Raw genomic sequence first — 14,597 nt, 5'->3', positions numbered from 1 at the left:
ATGGCGACCAATCCTGCAATTCCAAATTTCAGGAGAAAGACGATGACCGATTTTGGCGGCAAATTCTTCTGGTATGAATTGATGACGAGCGACCCGCAGGCGGCGCTGGCTTTTTATGGCGATGTGCTGGGGTGGACGTCGCAGCCTTTCGGTGGCGAGCGGACGGACGATCCCTATCATGTGGTGTCGGGCAGCGCGGGTGCGGTCGGCGGGGTCATGGCGATCCCGGCCGAGGCCAAGGACTGCGGCATGGCGCCCTGGTGGGGCGGCTATATGGGATCGGCCGATGTCGATGCGGATGGGCAGCGGCTGAGCGCGGCGGGCGGCAAGGTGATGCGGCCGGCCGAGGACATAGCGGGCGTCGGACGCTTTGCGGTGATGGCCGATCCGGGTGGAGCGCTGTTCATGCTGCTGAAGGGATCGAGCGACGAGGGAATGGAGGCCGCTTCGCCGATGGCGCCGGGCCATGTCGGCTGGCATGAACTATATGCCGGCGATTTCGACAAGGATCTGGCCTTCTATACCGGGCAGTTCGGTTGGACGACCGGGGACGCCATGGATATGGGCGAAATGGGCAGCTACCAACTCGTGTCGCAGACCGGGGGCGGCGATTTTCAGGATATGACGGGCGGCATCATGCCATGTCCCAAGGAAATGCCGCGACCGGCGTGGCTGTTCTACTTCGTCGTCGAGGATATCGATGTGGCGGTGGAGAAGGTGAAGGCGGGCGGCGGCACGGTGCTGAACGGGCCGACGGAGGTGCCGGGCGGCGGATGGATCATCCAGGCGAGCGATCCGCAAGGCGCGATGTTTGCGGCTGTCGGCAGCAAGGGGGAGGCGTGATGGACAAGATCACCCCCTGCCTCTGGTTCGACGGTAATGGTCTGGATGCGGCGCAATTCTACGTGTCCGTCTTTGGCGGGTCGATCGATCATGTCAGCTACTATCCCGAACAAAATCCGTCGCCATCGCCGCTGGCGGGTGGGAGCGTGCTGCTGGTCGAGTTCACCCTGTTCGGGCAAAGCTATCAGGCGTTGAACGGTGGGCCGCAATATAGTTTCGACGAGGCGATATCGCTGTCCGTGGCGTGTGCGGATCAGGCGGAACTGGACCGGCATTTCGACGCGCTGACCGCCGATGGCGGCAAGGATGGGCCGTGCGGATGGGTGACGGACAAATATGGCCTGTCCTGGCAACTGGTGACGCGGCAGATCATGGACAATTACAAGACGGACGACACAGCCGGCATCGCCCGCATGATGGGGGTCATGATGTCGATGCGGAAGCTGGATACCGCCGCGATGCAGGCGGCCTTCGAAGGGAAAGCGATATGAGCAGCGCTGAGCATGAATTGTCCGTCACCTGCCATATCGCGGCGCCGAGGGAGATATGCTGGAAGGTCTGGGTGGACCTGAAGGAGGAATGGTTCTGCCCCAAGCCCTGGCGGGCCGAGGTGATCGAACAGGATCTGCGCCCCGGCGGGCGGAGCGCGGTGCAGATGTTCGGGCCAAATGGCGAAGAGACGGGGCCGATGGAGGGCGTGTTTCTGGAGGTGGTGCCGAACGAACTGGCGGTGACGACGGACGCCTATGCGTCGGGATGGATACCGCAGACGGCGTTCATCACCGGGCTATGGCGGTTCGAGGATGAGGGCGAGGGCACGCGCTTCACCGCGACCGCGCGCCATTGGGATGCAGAGGCCAAGGCACGGCATGAGGAAATGGGCTTTCATCCGGGTTGGGACCAGATGATGGAGCAATTCAAGGCGCTGTGCGAAACGTCTGCCGCCAGTGCTTGATACCAAGGCGCCATGCCAGTTCACCCAGGGAAGAGTTCCCCGGCGTAGGCCGGGGTCCAGTCCCACGGTCTGAACTGGACCCCGGCCTACGCCGGGGAACGGGGAGCCTTAAAGTGACATCGGCGATGTTTTACTTCGCCTTCGCTACTTCCACGGCGTAGATGGCGGGTTTGCCCTCTACATTGGCGCGGTAGACCAGCCATTGGCCGTCGGGGGTGAAATGCTGGTTGGGCTCGAGCGTGTAGTCCTGTTTCGACAGGTCGGCGAGGCGCTGGGTTTCCAGGTCGCCGGCTGCGATCAGTCGGTCGCCGTCCAGCGTGTCGGGCGCGCGGGGGTTGGTGTCTGCGCGGGGACGGAAGAGGCTGATATATTTGCCTTCGTCATTGCCGTCGCCCGAGAAGAGGCGGTTGTCGGGGGAGGAGCTGAAATGATAGCTGCCTTGGCCTGCGCCTAGCCGGTACCAGATGCGCTTGCCGCTCACCACGTCAAAGCTGGCGAGCCAGCGGACCCCCATCGGCTGGATCAAGTCGTACCAGATGGTGCGGCCGTCGGGCGCCCAATATTCATGGCCGGCGATTTCGCCCTGGAAGGTGCGTTGATGCACCTTCGTCTTCTGGCCGCCGTCGGTGCGGATGGTCCAGATGCGGTCGACCTTCTGCCACGGCCCCTCATGGCAATACATGAGCAGCGTCGGATCGGAGGGCGAGAAGAGGACGTGGTTCAGCCAGTCGCTGGACTGGGTCACCGTCTTTCGTTCGCCGGTGCGGATGTCGATGGTGAAGATTTCCATCGGCACGCCGGCGGCGAGGCGCCGGGCCATCCATTGTTCCTTGGCGACGGCGAAGGGCAGGGGCTTTCCGTCCGGGCCGTTGGCGGCATAGGTCGGGGAGCCAGTCTTGGGATCGCGATTGCCCTGCGCGGCGATGACGGCAGGGGGCGTGGCGAGTTCGCGATGGCCGGCGAGCAGCGTGTCGTCCGCATTGATCGACGCGATGCGGCCGCCGGGCAGGTCGGCAATGCGGCGGCGCTTGCCGGTGTCGAGATCGACCGACCAGATGGTGGAGGCGGCTTCGTTGCCGATCGGGCTGGTGCTGTAATAGGCGACGGCCGCGCGGTTGCCGACGAAGAGCAGGCGGTCGATCTTTTCTTTCAGGACGAGGCGGGTGGTCCAGTTGGCCGTGTCGGCGACGCGGATGCCCTCTGGCGTCAGGTAGATCATCCGCTTTCCGTCCGGAGTGAACGGGTTATAGTTGAAATAGAGGCCGTAATTGCCGGGCCGGTCATCGACGCGGACGATGCGGTGGCCGGTGGTGGGGTCGATCCACGAGGCGGGCTTGGGTGCGGGCGCGGCGGCAACCAGCAGCGGCAGGAGTCCAAATAGAGCCAGCCTTTTTCCGCGCATTATCGTCTCCACACATCCATTTTGTGGAACGTGGTAACGCATGGTGGAAATTTAGGCAATCGAAGGGATAGGATTTTGCTTGGCGCGGACAATGGCATCGCGCGCAGACATCGACGCATATCTGGCGTTCCCCGCGCAGGCTGGGGTCCAGCCCCTTGCGTGGCACTGGACCCCGGCCTGCGCCGGGGAACATAACGTCACGGTTCAAATCATGGCGCGGTGCTGGACGATACGAGACGGCAGCGGGTCAGGGGGCCTTGTTCCAATCCGCGACCTTGGCCTTCGTGTCGGCGAGCATCGCGTCAAGGGCGGCGCGGTCGTAGCTTTTGCCGCGCATGACGACCGTGGCGATGGCGCGGGTCGCCGCGATATCCTGCAACGGATTGCGGTCGAGCAGGACGAGGTCGGCGGCCTTGCCAGCCTCCACGCTGCCATAGCGGTCCAGCTGGCCGAACCAGGCCGGGCCGGCGCGGGTGGCGGCGGAGAGCGCCTGGGCGGGGGTGAGGCCTTCTTTCACGAACAGGGACAGTTCGTCATGCAGGCCGATGCCGGGATAGTTGAAGCTGTTCAAAAAGCCCGCGTCGGTGCCGGCGATGATCGTGACGCCCGCCTTTTGCAGCAGTGGCAATATGGCGGCCATGCGTTCGAAATGATCGTGGCGCGCGGTGATGGCGGCGGCGTCTGCCGCTGCGGCGCGCTGGATGCGCCAGTCATAGGTCTTGCGCAGTTTCGGGCCGATATAGGCGAGATAGGGATCGTTCGCGTGGGTGTCGCGGTCGAGATAGGTGATGATGCGGCTGCCGTTCAGCGTCGGGGTGACGAACACGCCCTTGGCGGCGAAATGGCTATAGGCGGCCATGGCGGTGGCGCTGTCGAAGCCGGTGTCGAGCCGGTGGCTGGCCTCCGCCCGGTCGATGCGGCCGGCGGCGAAATCAGCGGCGATCGCGGCTTCTTGCCTGACGCCGGCCTTGTAGGCGTAATCCAGATGCTCGATCGAACTGATGCCGGCGTCCACCGCCTGTCCGACCGTCAGCGCCATCGGGATATGGCCCGAACTGCGCAGGCCATGCGCCTTCGCCTGCGCAACGGCGTAAAGGAACAGGTCTGGCTTCAACGTGCTGTCGGTGATCTTCACGAAGTCGACATGGTCGCGCTGTTGCAGGCGGGTGATGGCGGCGTCCACATCGGCCTGGCTGCCGACCTCGATCGTGCCTTTCCAGACAGGCGCGATCCCCTCAATCTTGGCGCCGGAGGTGAGGAGGCGCGGGCCGAACAGGCTGCCGCTGGCGATGTCGTGGCGCCATTGGAGGACATTGTCGGGCAGGTCGCCCGAACAGTCGCGGATAGTGGTGATGCCATGGGCGACATAGAGGGGGAGGAGCGCCTTATTCTCTTCGATCAGGTCCGGGCCGCCGCCGAAATGGACGTGCATGTCCCAGAGCGCGGGGATGAGGAAGCGGCCCTTGCCCTCGATCGTGCCGGCGGCTTGCCAGTTTTTGGCGATGGCCTTGTCCGGGCCGACGGCGACGATATCCGGGCCCCGCAGGACCACGGCCTGATCGGCATTGGCGCGGCCATGCTCGACGTCGATGACGGAGACGTGGCGGATGATCATGTCGCCGCGTTGCGGGGCGGGTGCGGCCAGTGCGGGCGCGGGTGAAGCGATGAGGGCGATCAGGGGCAAAGTGGTGGCCAGCAAGGTCTTCATCGTCGGTCCGCGCTCCGGAAGGGGAAAGGCGATTTTAGCCGCCTGACCACCATGCGCAAATTAGATGTTGGAATGGATAGCATGCACATCGATAATGATGGCCATGTTCGATCCCCGCCTGCTGCGCAGCCTTGTCGCCATTGCCGATAGCGGCAATTTCACCCATGCGGCCGAGCGGCTGAACATGACCCAGTCGACTATCAGCCAGGAGATCGGCCGGCTGGAGGCGATGGCGGGGCACAGGCTGGTTGACCGGTCGGCGCGACCGGTGTGCCTGACCGCGATGGGTGAGCGGCTGATCGGTCATGCGCGGCGGATACTGTTGCTGAATGAGGATGCCGCGCTGCTGCTGCGCGATCCGGCGGGGACAGCGGCGATCTCCATCGGCCTGCCGGAGGATCTGGCGACGGGGGCGATGGCGCAGGCCTTTGCCGGGTTCGCGCGGGCGCACCGGCATATCAGGCTGGACGCGACGACCGGGCTGAGCCGCGACCTGGCGCAGCGATATCGGCAGGGGGAATTCGATATCGTGGTCGTGAAGGAGGCTGTGGCCGGGGCGGATTGTCGGGCGGCCTTTGCAGAGCCTTTGGGCTGGTTCGCGGCGGCCGAGGGTGTGGGCGTGGTGGATGAAGAGGCGTTGCCACTGGTCTGCTTTCCGGCAGGGGGGCTGTATCGCGATCAGATGTTCGCGCAGCTGGAGCGGGAGGGGCGGCGCTGGTTCGTGGCCTTTTCGGGGAGCAGTTTGCAGAGCGTGGTGGCGGCGGTCGCGGCCGGGGTGGGTGTGTCGTTGCTGCCGCTGGCGGCTGTGGGCGGGGCGAAGCTGGTGCGGCGAACCGATCTGGGCGGGGTCGCGCCGATGCGGGTGTCGCTTTACGCGCGGGAGGGCGATGGGCCGCTGGCGGAACTGGGGCGGGCGATGGTGGCGGTGCTGGACGCGCGGGCTGGGTGAGGGGGCGCTGTATTCGCGTGAGGTTGCTTCCCCTCACCCAGCTCCGACTAGGCAGCAAGCTGCCAAGTCTGCGCAGCCCTCTCCCCCATGGGGGAGAGGGTTAAGGCGTTCTCGGCAGGAATTGGACTTGTTCCCCCTCCCGTTTACGGGAGGGGGTTAGGGGGTGGGCGGGACATCGCGACAGCCCACCCCGCTGCGACTAACGCGCTGCGCGCGTAAGTCTCACTGCCCCTCCCGCAGGCGGGCGGGGATTATATTCTTCGCACCTTCATCCACCGCCACCAAAAAAGGCGCCCGGTTGCCCGGACGCCTTTTCCTTCGTGACGGTGGGAGCCGTTTACGCCTTGTAGACCTTGTCCACGGCGGCGCGGAATTTGGCCATGTCGTCGGCGCTGCCGACGGTCACGCGCGAGACGGTGGGCCAGATGGGCCAGTTGCGGCCGATCTGTACCTTTTCCGGCGTGGCGAGCAGGGCGGCCTGCATTTCCTTCGCCGGCTTCTTCCAGTTGACCATGAACATGTTCGCCTGGCTGCCGGGCTGCACTTCGATGCCCTTCTTGGCCAGCCATGCGATCGTTTCGTCGCGGTTGCCGATCATTTCGTTGCGGCGCGCCTTGATGAGGGCGGCTTCCTTGTAGACCGCATTGCCGCAGTGCATGGCGGTGATCGCCAGGCCGCCGGCCGAGGGGCCGAAGAGCGAGATGCGCTTTTGCACTTCGGGATCGGCGAAGGTGAGGCCGAGGCGTACGCCGGCCATGCCGAACAGCTTCGAGAAGGTCCGCATGACAATGATGTCCTTGCGGTTGCCGATCAGCGAAGCGGCGCTGGGTGCTTCGGAGAAGTGGATATAGGCTTCGTCCACCAGCAGCATCGCGTCGGCGGGCTTGTTGTCCAGCAGCCACTTGATGTCGGCCAGCGGCGTGATGGTGCCGGTCGGGTTGTTGGGCGTGCAGATATAATAGAGGCCCGCGTTCGGATTGGCGGCCAGCATCGCCTTTACGTCATGGCCCTTGCCGATCGCCTGGGGCGCCTTGGCAATGGGCGCCTTCATATAGTCGGCGGTGCGCCATGCGGATTCGAAGGTCGGGTCGGCGGTGACCAGGCCCTTGGTCGGCGAGCAATAGGCCGCAACGATGCTGACCAGCGGGCCGCCCGAACCGGGCCAGGGCATGACCTGCGCTTCGGGAATGCCTTCGACGGTGGCGACGGTGGTGATCAGGTCGCCCTTATAGTTGTCCGGGTCGTACCAGTTGCCGAACGAAGCGGCTTCGGCCGCGGCCTGAACGCCCGAGGGGAAGGGGCCGGTCCAGCATTCGTTGGAGCCGATGCGCACCGCGCCCTTGACGCCGCGGGCGGCCTGCTGCTGCGCCATGGCGCTGCCGCCCAGAAGCGAGCTGGCGGCGACGCCGGCGCCCAAAAGCGCGGCGACTTCACCCAGTTGGCGGCGCGAATAGCCGCGCTCTATCAGATCGTCCTGGGCATCCTTGTTCAGCATCATGGTCATGTCGTCCGTCCCCTTGTCCTGCAAACAATGTGGTCATGGGGAAAGACGAAAGGGCGACGCATTTCCGCAATGCGCCGCCCTTTCTTTTCTGTAATTTTTCTGGAGTGTCGCACCGCTCTGGCGACATGAATGAAAAGTGCGGTGTCTGACGGTAAGTAGCAGGATATGTTCCCCGGCGCAGGCCGGGGTCCAGTTCGGACCGTGGAACTGGACCCCGGCCTGCGCCGGGGAACAGTCAACTATCGCCCGAATACTATCCGATTACGCCTTCCACACCTTGTCGACGGCGGCGTTGAAGGCTTCCATTTCGGCCATCGAGCCGACCGACACGCGCGAGACATTGGGCCAGATCGGCCAGTTGCGGCCAATCTGCACATTGGCGGCAAGCAGGGCGGCCTGCATGTCCTTGGCGCTCTTCTTGCCCCAGTCGACCATGAACATGTTCGCCTGGCTGCCAGGGATGACCTTGATCCCCTTGGTCTTCAGGTGGCTGACCGATTTTTCGCGGGCGGCGTTCATTTCGGCGCGGCGCGCCTTGATGAGGTCGGCCTGCGCGACCGAGACGGTGCCGCAGGCGACGGCGGTCATCGGCAGCATGCCGGTCACCTGTCCGCCGTCATAGCGCATCATCTTTTCCATGAGCGTGGGCGAGGCGAAGGTGAGGCCGAGGCGCATGCCGGCCATGCCGAACAATTTGGAGAAGGTGCGCAGGATCAGCACGTCGTCGCGCGTGGCGGCGAGCTTTGCGGCGTTGGGACCATCGACCCAGTGGATATAGGCTTCGTCCACGACCAGGATCGAATCCTTGGGCTTGTTGTTGGCCAGCCATTCGATGTCGGCGACCGGTGTGACGGTGCCGGTCGGGTTGTTGGGCGAGCAGATATAATAGACGCCCGCATTGGGGTCCGCCGCCAGCATCGCCTTTACGTCATGGGCGTAATCCTTGGTCAGCGGCACTTTCTTGACCGGGGCGCCGAGCCAGGCGGCGGTGCGCCAGATGGCTTCATAGGTCGGGTCGGCGGTGACGATGCCGCGCGTGGGCGAGGCATAGGCGATCGCGACGCGGCTCAGCGGATCGGACGATCCGGGCCAGGCGACGACGCGGTCGGCCGGAATACCTTCGACCGAGGCGACGGCGTCGAACAGCTTTTGATGTTCATTGTCCGGTTCGTAGCGATTGCCTTCCTGCACCAGCTTGAAGGCGGCTTCGGCCGCGACGGGGAAGGGACCGGTCCAGCATTCGTTGGCGCCGATGCGCACGGCGCCAGCGACCGCCTTGGCCGCCTGCTGCGCGCCCGCGCCCGTGATGCGGATGGCGGCCGCGCCGGCGCCCAGCAGCGCCGCGACCTTTGCCATCTGACGGCGCGAATAGCCGCGTCCGATCAGTTCCTGTTCCATTGCCGGTTCGAGTTGCGTCGCCATGATCCCTCTTCTCCCTCCATGCCCGCGCGCGGGCTTTCAGCCTGCTGGACGAATGTACAGATTGTTCCCGCCATGCAAATCAGCTCTGCTTAACAATATTGCGGGTCCGATCATAGGAAACGCCTTGGAAAGCGGTGCGTCAATCTGATAGCGCAATGAAATGCCCAGCACCCCCGCCGCCGCCGCTCGCCAGATCCTCATCCGATTGCAGGAGGTCATGGCCGCGCGCAACAGCGCCCAGGCCAAGCTGAACAAGGTGGTTGAGATTATCGGCGAGTCGCTGTCGAGCGAGGTCTGTTCCATCTATCTGGTGCGTGAGGGCGTGCTGGAACTGTTCGCGACCCGCGGGCTGAAGCAGGAGGCGGTGCATGTCACCCGCATGGCGATGGGGGAGGGGCTGGTCGGCCTGATCGCCACCAATGTCGAGACGCTGAACCTGGACGAAGCGGCGTCGCACCCCGATTTTTCCTATCGCCCGGAAACCGGCGAGGAATTGTTCCACAGCTTTGCCGGCGTGCCGATCGTGCGGCGCGAGCGGGCCATCGGCGTGCTGTGCGTGCAGCATGCCGACCCGCGCAAATATGAAGAGGTCGAGATCGAGGCGCTCCAGACCGTCGCCATGGTGATGTCGGAGCTGATCGCGAACGCCGAACTGGCCGATGACGGCCCGGCCGACGCGCGGATTGCCGATACCGGCACCAGCATGTTGCACGGCCTGCAACTCGTCATGGGCATGGCACGGGGCCATATCGTGTTCCACCAGCCGCGCGTGCATATCGAACATACCGTCGCGGAGGATGTGGAGGCGGAGCGGCAGCGCGTCTTTTCTGCCTTTGCCAAGATGCGCGAGCAGATCGACCGGATGACCGGTGCGGCCGAATTCGGCATGGAGGGCGAGCATCAGGAGGTTTTGGAAACCTACAAGATGTTCGCTTATGACGAAGGGTGGACGCGGCGGATCAACGAGGCGATCGACAGCGGCCTGACCGCCGAAGCCGCGATCGAGCGGGTGCAGCAGCGCACGCGCATGCGGATGCGGCAGATCGACGATCCGTTGCTGTCCGACCGGATGCACGATCTGGAGGATCTGGCCAACCGGCTGCTGCGCATCGTGTCGGGACAGCTGGGCACGGCGGCGCAGATGGGGTTGCGGCAGGATGCGATCCTGATCGCGCGTAACCTGGGCCCGGCCGAACTGCTGGAATATGACCGGCGCCGGTTGAAGGGCGTCATATTGGAGGAGGGGTCGCTGACCGCCCATGTCACCATCGTCGCGCGCGCCATGGGCGTGCCGGTGCTGGGGCGCGTGCGCGACATCCGCCATCTGGTGACGGAGGGCGATCTGGTGCTGATGGATGTGGGCGCGAACGCGCTGCTGATCCGCCCGACCGCCGACATGGAAGAGGCGTTCGAGAACAAGTTGCATGTCACGCAGAAGCGCCGGGCCGAATTTACGGCGATGCGCGACCTGCCGTCGGTGACCGCCGATGGGCAGCGGGTCGAGTTGATGGTCAATGCCGGGCTGCGCGAGGATGCGCAGGCGCTGGACCTGGTGGGGGCGGACGGCATCGGCCTGTTCCGCACGGAATTCCAGTTTCTGGTGTCGGCCACCCTGCCGCAACGGGAAAAGCAGCAGCGGCTCTACAAGGATGTGCTGGACGCGGCAGGCGACCGGCCGGTCATTTTCCGCACCGTCGATATCGGCGGGGACAAGGCGTTGCCCTATATGCAGCGCGACGATGACGAGCATGAGGATAATCCGGCGATGGGCTGGCGCGCGCTGCGGCTGGCGCTGGACCGCGACGGGTTGATGAAGGCGCAGGCACGCGCGCTGCTGGAGGCGGCGGCGGGCAAGATGCTGCACATCATGTTCCCGATGGTGTCGGAACCGTGGGAATATGAGCAGGCCCGTGCGCTGGTGGAGCATCAGCGCGAATGGCTGGTGTCGCAGAAGAAGAAGCTGCCGATCGCGGTGAAATATGGGGCGATGCTGGAAGTGCCGGCGCTGGCCGAAGTGCTGGACCTGTTGCTACCCAAGCTGGATTTCCTGTCGATCGGGACCAACGACCTGACCCAGTTCCTGTTTGCCGCCGATCGGGCGCATCCGCGGCTTGCCGAGCGGTACGACTGGTTGAGCATCGCCATCCTGCGCTTTCTGGACCGGGTGGTGCGCACCTGTCAGGACCATAAGGTGCCGGTCGGCGTATGCGGCGAGATGGGCGGGCGCACGCTGGAGGCGATGGCGCTGATCGGCCTGGGCATCCGGCGCCTGTCGATCACGCCCGCGTCGGTGGGACCGGTCAAGGCGATGATCCGGGCGGTGGATGCCGAATCATTGCGCGCGCTGATGCGCGAGATGCTGGATGGCGGCGCGGTCGACATTCGCGCGCGGCTGACGCAATGGGCGGTCCAACGGAATATCGAACTCAGTTGATTAGGCGGGATGCGGCGTTGACAACGCCCGTCCCGCAATGAGACAAGGCCGGCCATTACAGGTCGCGGAGCAGCATGGCAGACGAAGCAGAAACCCAAGCCGGCGCCATCGGCGCGCCGGACGCGCAGCTTTCCACCCCGGGCGCGAAGTTGCGTGCCGCACGGGAGGCGCAGGGCCTTTCGATACAGGATGTTGCGACCCGCACGCGCATCGCCGTGCGCCAGCTGGAAGCGGTGGAGCGGGACGATTATGCCGCGCTGCCGGGCATCCCCTATGCCGTCGGTTTCGCACGCGCCTACGCCCGCGCCGTGGATCTGGACGAGGTGGAGATCGCTGCGGAGGTACGCCATGGCGTGCATAACAGCGACATCGGCGCCAACCGTTATGAGGCATTCGAACCGGTCGATCCGGCGCGTGTCCCGTCGCGGGCATTGGCCTGGACCGCTGCGCTGATCGTGGTCGTGCTGATCGCCGGCTTCACCATCTGGCGGACCCAGTTGCTGACGCCGCCCACGGCCGAGGAAATCGCGCAGGACAAGCAGGAAGCGATCGCCGCGCGTCCGGCCGGGGTCGCCCCGGCCGCACCTGTCGTGCAGACCGTGGTGTTCACCGCGGTGGACGATGTGTGGTTGCGCATCGTGGACGAAGCGGGCGAGCGGCTGAAGGACGGGACGCTCAAGAAGGGTGAGAGCTTCACCCTGCCGGCCGAGGCCAAGGGGCCGACCATATTGACCGGTCGCCCGCAGGCGCTGACCGTGACGGTGGGTGGCAAGACGATCCCGCCGCTGGGCGCGCCCGATCGCACCATTTCCGACGTGCCGGTGAGCGCGGCGGCGCTGTTGGCGCGGGCGGCGGAGACGCCGGCCGTGCCGGGCGCTGCGCCGGCCGCTACCGCGCCCGCGCGTACACCGGCTCCGCGTCCTGCCCAGCGTCCGACGGCGGCGGCCCCGTCCGCAGCCAATGGCCAGATTGCCGGACAGCCAGGCGGGTTGAGCGTGCCGTTGCCGGCAGCGCCTGCGCCGGCGGCGGGTGGCGCGGCCGGCACCCAGCCCTGAGGCATGTCGCGCTTTACCGCGCGGAATAACGGCTTATGGTCAAGCCAACAGATTTAGTCGGGGATCATCATGCGTAACGCCCTCTTTGCGACATCGGCCGTGCTGCTGGCGATGGCCGCGCCCGCCATCGTTCAGCCCGCCGCCGCGCAAAATGCGCCGGTGGAAATTCGGGTCGACCGGCTGGAAAAGGAAATGCGCGCGGTGCAGCGCAAGGTTTTCCAGGCCGGCACGCCTATCGAGGCGGAGATTACCCGTCCCACCACGCCCACGGTCGCGCCCGGATCGCCGGCATCGACCCCTATCGCAGACCTGACTGCGCGGGTGGGGGCGCTGGAATCGCAGCTGGCCTCCATCACCGGACAGGTGGAGGAAAATAGCTATAAGCTGCGCCAGCTGGAGGCGGCCTTCACCAAATATAAGGCGGAGAATGACGCGCGGCTGGCGGAGCCGGCGCCGGTGGCTCCCGCCGTATCGGTTCCGGTCACGCCGACGCCGACTGCTGCGGCGCCCAAGCCTTCCGCGCCCAAGCCCGCAGCGGCGGCGCCGGTCGCCAGCGAAGCGCGCAAGGCCGCCGTGGCGGCGGTGGAGCGGCCCGATACCGGCGATGCGGCGGGTGACGCCTATAATTATGGCTTCCGCCTGTGGGACGCGAAATTCTATCCCGAAGCGCAGGGGCAGTTGAAGGCGACGGTGGAAAAATATGGTTCCAGCCCGGTCGCGAGCAAGGCGCAGAATCTGCTGGGCCGCGCCTATCTGGACGATGGCAAGCCGGCACTGGCGTCGGTCGCCTTCTACGAAAATTACCAGAAGCGTCCGCGTGGCGACCGCGCGGCCGACAGCCTGACCTATCTGGGCGAAGCGCTGATCCAGCTGAAGAAGCCGGCCGATGCCTGCAAAGTCTATCAGGAACTGGAGCAGGTCTATGGCGAGAGCCTGTCCAACAGCCTGCGCGGGATGATGACGGCCGGGCGCGCCAAGGCGAAGTGCAGCTAAAGACGCAGACTGCGGCGTTGGAGGCGCGGCTGATCTCAGCGATGCGGGCGCTGGTCGGGGACGATCCGGCGGCGCGGTTCTGCGTGGCGGTATCGGGCGGGCCGGACAGCATGGCGCTGCTGTTTCTGGCCGCGCGCGCCTTTCCGGGGCGGATTGCGGCGGTCACGGTCGATCATCAATTGCGGGCGGCGTCGGCGGACGAGGCGGCGATGGTCGCGCGCTGGTGCGCCGAACGCGCCATTCCCCACGCCATATTGACGCCCGATGCGCCGGTACAGGGCAATGTTCAGGCGTGGGCACGGGCGACGCGATACCGGCTGATCGAACATTGGTGCGCGGGGCAGGGGATCGCGTGGATCATGACCGCCCATCATGCCGACGACCAGCTGGAAACGATGCTGATGCGGTTGAACCGGGGATCGGGTGTCGCCGGGCTGGCCGGGGTGCGGGGGCGATCCGGCCGGGTGATCCGACCGCTGCTGGGGATGCGCAAGGCCGATTTGCAGGCGTTGGCGGACGCGGAAGGGCTGCCCCATGTCCAGGATCCGTCCAATGCCGATCCGCGATTCGACCGGGCCGCGATGCGGACGGCGCTGGCGCAGGCGCCCTGGCTGGACGCGCAGGCGGCGGCCCGCAGTGCGGCGGCGCTGGGGGAGGCCGAAGCGGCGATCGCATGGAGCGTGGCGGAACTGGCGCAGGCGCATGTGCGCCGCGACGGGGTGGGGTGGCGGCTGGAACGGATCGACGTGCCGCGCGAATATCTGCGGCGGCTGGTGCTGCATATGGTGGCGCTGGCCGATGCGCCGGTGCCGCGAGGCGAGAGCCTGGATATGGCGTTGGCCGAGGCGGCGGCCGGGCGGCAGGCGAGCCTGGGCGACTGGCTGCTCAAGGGTGGCGCATCATGGACGTTGATGCCCGCGCCGCCACGGCGCTAACCTGTGGATCGATCGTTACGGAAAGGTTCCACGGGCTATCGCGCAAGCCCCACGCTTTGCCGATTAGGCGGGGCGAAATGACCTTTCCTTAACGCGCATCATGCTATCGGGCGGGCTTTCTAGCGGGGAATTTGGTGCATGGTGGAGTTTGCGGCGCTGACCTATGGCCTGTTGGCCAGTGTCATTCTTTCGGCGGCGAAGCGGAACCGGATGCTGGCGCGGCCGCATCCGCCGCTGCTGCTCTATGTCGGTTATCTGCTGTGTGGCCTGTCGGCCGGCCTGGCGCTGGCGCTGGGCTATGTTGCGCTAACGTTGCTGGGCGCCTGACCGTTGACGAGAAGGGCGTGAAATAGCGGGCGCGGTGGGTCTGAGCCTGCTTGCGCTTTTGCGGACGCGC

General features: G+C 65.7%; 13 protein-coding genes. 9 read left to right on the top strand and 4 right to left on the bottom strand.

The annotated features are described in order from the left end of the window. Window positions 1-42 precede the first annotated feature (42 nt). Genes F4U95_RS05350 through F4U95_RS05340 form a run of 3 tightly spaced genes read left to right on the top strand, consistent with a single transcriptional unit; the run spans window position 43 to window position 1,798 of the window. Window positions 43-843 carry a VOC family protein gene (locus F4U95_RS05350; RefSeq protein ID WP_150424873.1) on the top strand — a complete coding sequence of 267 codons (801 nt, stop codon included), beginning with the start codon at window positions 43-45 and terminating at the stop codon, window positions 841-843. Continuing rightward, window positions 843-1,334, top strand: coding sequence for a VOC family protein (locus tag F4U95_RS05345; protein ID WP_150424872.1), 492 nt, complete (start codon window positions 843-845; stop codon window positions 1,332-1,334). Before F4U95_RS05350 ends, F4U95_RS05345 begins: the two co-directional genes overlap by 1 nt. Next, window positions 1,331-1,798, top strand: coding sequence for an SRPBCC domain-containing protein (locus F4U95_RS05340; RefSeq protein ID WP_120249269.1), 468 nt, complete (start codon window positions 1,331-1,333; stop codon window positions 1,796-1,798). Before F4U95_RS05345 ends, F4U95_RS05340 begins: the two co-directional genes overlap by 4 nt. A gap of 130 nt (window positions 1,799-1,928) precedes the next feature. On the opposite strand, the gene F4U95_RS05335 is transcribed toward F4U95_RS05340, so the two are convergent. Next, the gene (locus tag F4U95_RS05335) at window positions 1,929-3,200 is read right to left on the bottom strand and encodes an oligogalacturonate lyase family protein (protein WP_150424871.1); all 1,272 of its coding nucleotides are present in this window, start codon (window positions 3,198-3,200) and stop codon (window positions 1,929-1,931) included. Window positions 3,201-3,447: 247 nt separating this feature from the next. Continuing rightward, on the bottom strand, window positions 3,448-4,908 hold the full coding sequence (locus F4U95_RS05330; protein ID WP_211363947.1) for an amidohydrolase family protein: 1,461 nt from the start codon (window positions 4,906-4,908) through the stop codon (window positions 3,448-3,450). Between the two features lie 103 nt (window positions 4,909-5,011). On the opposite strand from F4U95_RS05330, the gene F4U95_RS05325 reads away from it, so the two are divergent. Next, window positions 5,012-5,857 (top strand): LysR family transcriptional regulator, encoded by an 846-nt coding sequence (locus tag F4U95_RS05325; RefSeq protein WP_150424870.1) that lies wholly within the window; start codon window positions 5,012-5,014, stop codon window positions 5,855-5,857. Window positions 5,858-6,194: 337 nt separating this feature from the next. On the opposite strand, the gene F4U95_RS05320 is transcribed toward F4U95_RS05325, so the two are convergent. Further along, window positions 6,195-7,361, bottom strand: a complete 1,167-nt coding sequence (locus F4U95_RS05320) for a pyridoxal phosphate-dependent aminotransferase (RefSeq protein WP_120251923.1) — start codon at window positions 7,359-7,361, stop codon at window positions 6,195-6,197. Between the two features lie 261 nt (window positions 7,362-7,622). After that, a complete protein-coding gene (locus tag F4U95_RS05315; RefSeq protein WP_150424869.1) occupies window positions 7,623-8,783 on the bottom strand; it encodes a pyridoxal phosphate-dependent aminotransferase in 1,161 nt (386 codons plus the stop codon). Window positions 8,784-8,943: 160 nt separating this feature from the next. Between F4U95_RS05315 and ptsP the strand changes: the two genes are divergently transcribed. From ptsP to F4U95_RS05290, 5 genes are all read left to right on the top strand, one after another. Next, window positions 8,944-11,217, top strand: coding sequence for a phosphoenolpyruvate--protein phosphotransferase (gene ptsP, locus F4U95_RS05310; protein ID WP_150424868.1), 2,274 nt, complete (start codon window positions 8,944-8,946; stop codon window positions 11,215-11,217). A 74-nt stretch (window positions 11,218-11,291) separates the two neighbouring features. After that, window positions 11,292-12,272 carry a helix-turn-helix domain-containing protein gene (locus F4U95_RS05305; RefSeq protein ID WP_150424867.1) on the top strand — a complete coding sequence of 327 codons (981 nt, stop codon included), beginning with the start codon at window positions 11,292-11,294 and terminating at the stop codon, window positions 12,270-12,272. A 69-nt stretch (window positions 12,273-12,341) separates the two neighbouring features. Beyond that, entirely contained in the window at window positions 12,342-13,265 is a 924-nt protein-coding gene (locus tag F4U95_RS05300; RefSeq protein ID WP_150424866.1) for a tetratricopeptide repeat protein, read from the top strand. A 41-nt stretch (window positions 13,266-13,306) separates the two neighbouring features. Next, entirely contained in the window at window positions 13,307-14,200 is an 894-nt protein-coding gene (tilS, locus tag F4U95_RS05295) for a tRNA lysidine(34) synthetase TilS (protein ID WP_150425036.1), read from the top strand. A gap of 138 nt (window positions 14,201-14,338) precedes the next feature. Next, window positions 14,339-14,527 carry a hypothetical protein gene (locus F4U95_RS05290; protein ID WP_120249277.1) on the top strand — a complete coding sequence of 63 codons (189 nt, stop codon included), beginning with the start codon at window positions 14,339-14,341 and terminating at the stop codon, window positions 14,525-14,527. Window positions 14,528-14,597: the final 70 nt, after the last annotated feature.

This window comes from Sphingobium limneticum, from assembly GCF_008710165.1.
GTDB lineage: Bacteria > Pseudomonadota > Alphaproteobacteria > Sphingomonadales > Sphingomonadaceae > Sphingobium > Sphingobium limneticum.
The sequence above is the reverse complement of the archived record's forward strand: the minus strand, read 5'-3'. Positions and strand labels throughout refer to the sequence as shown.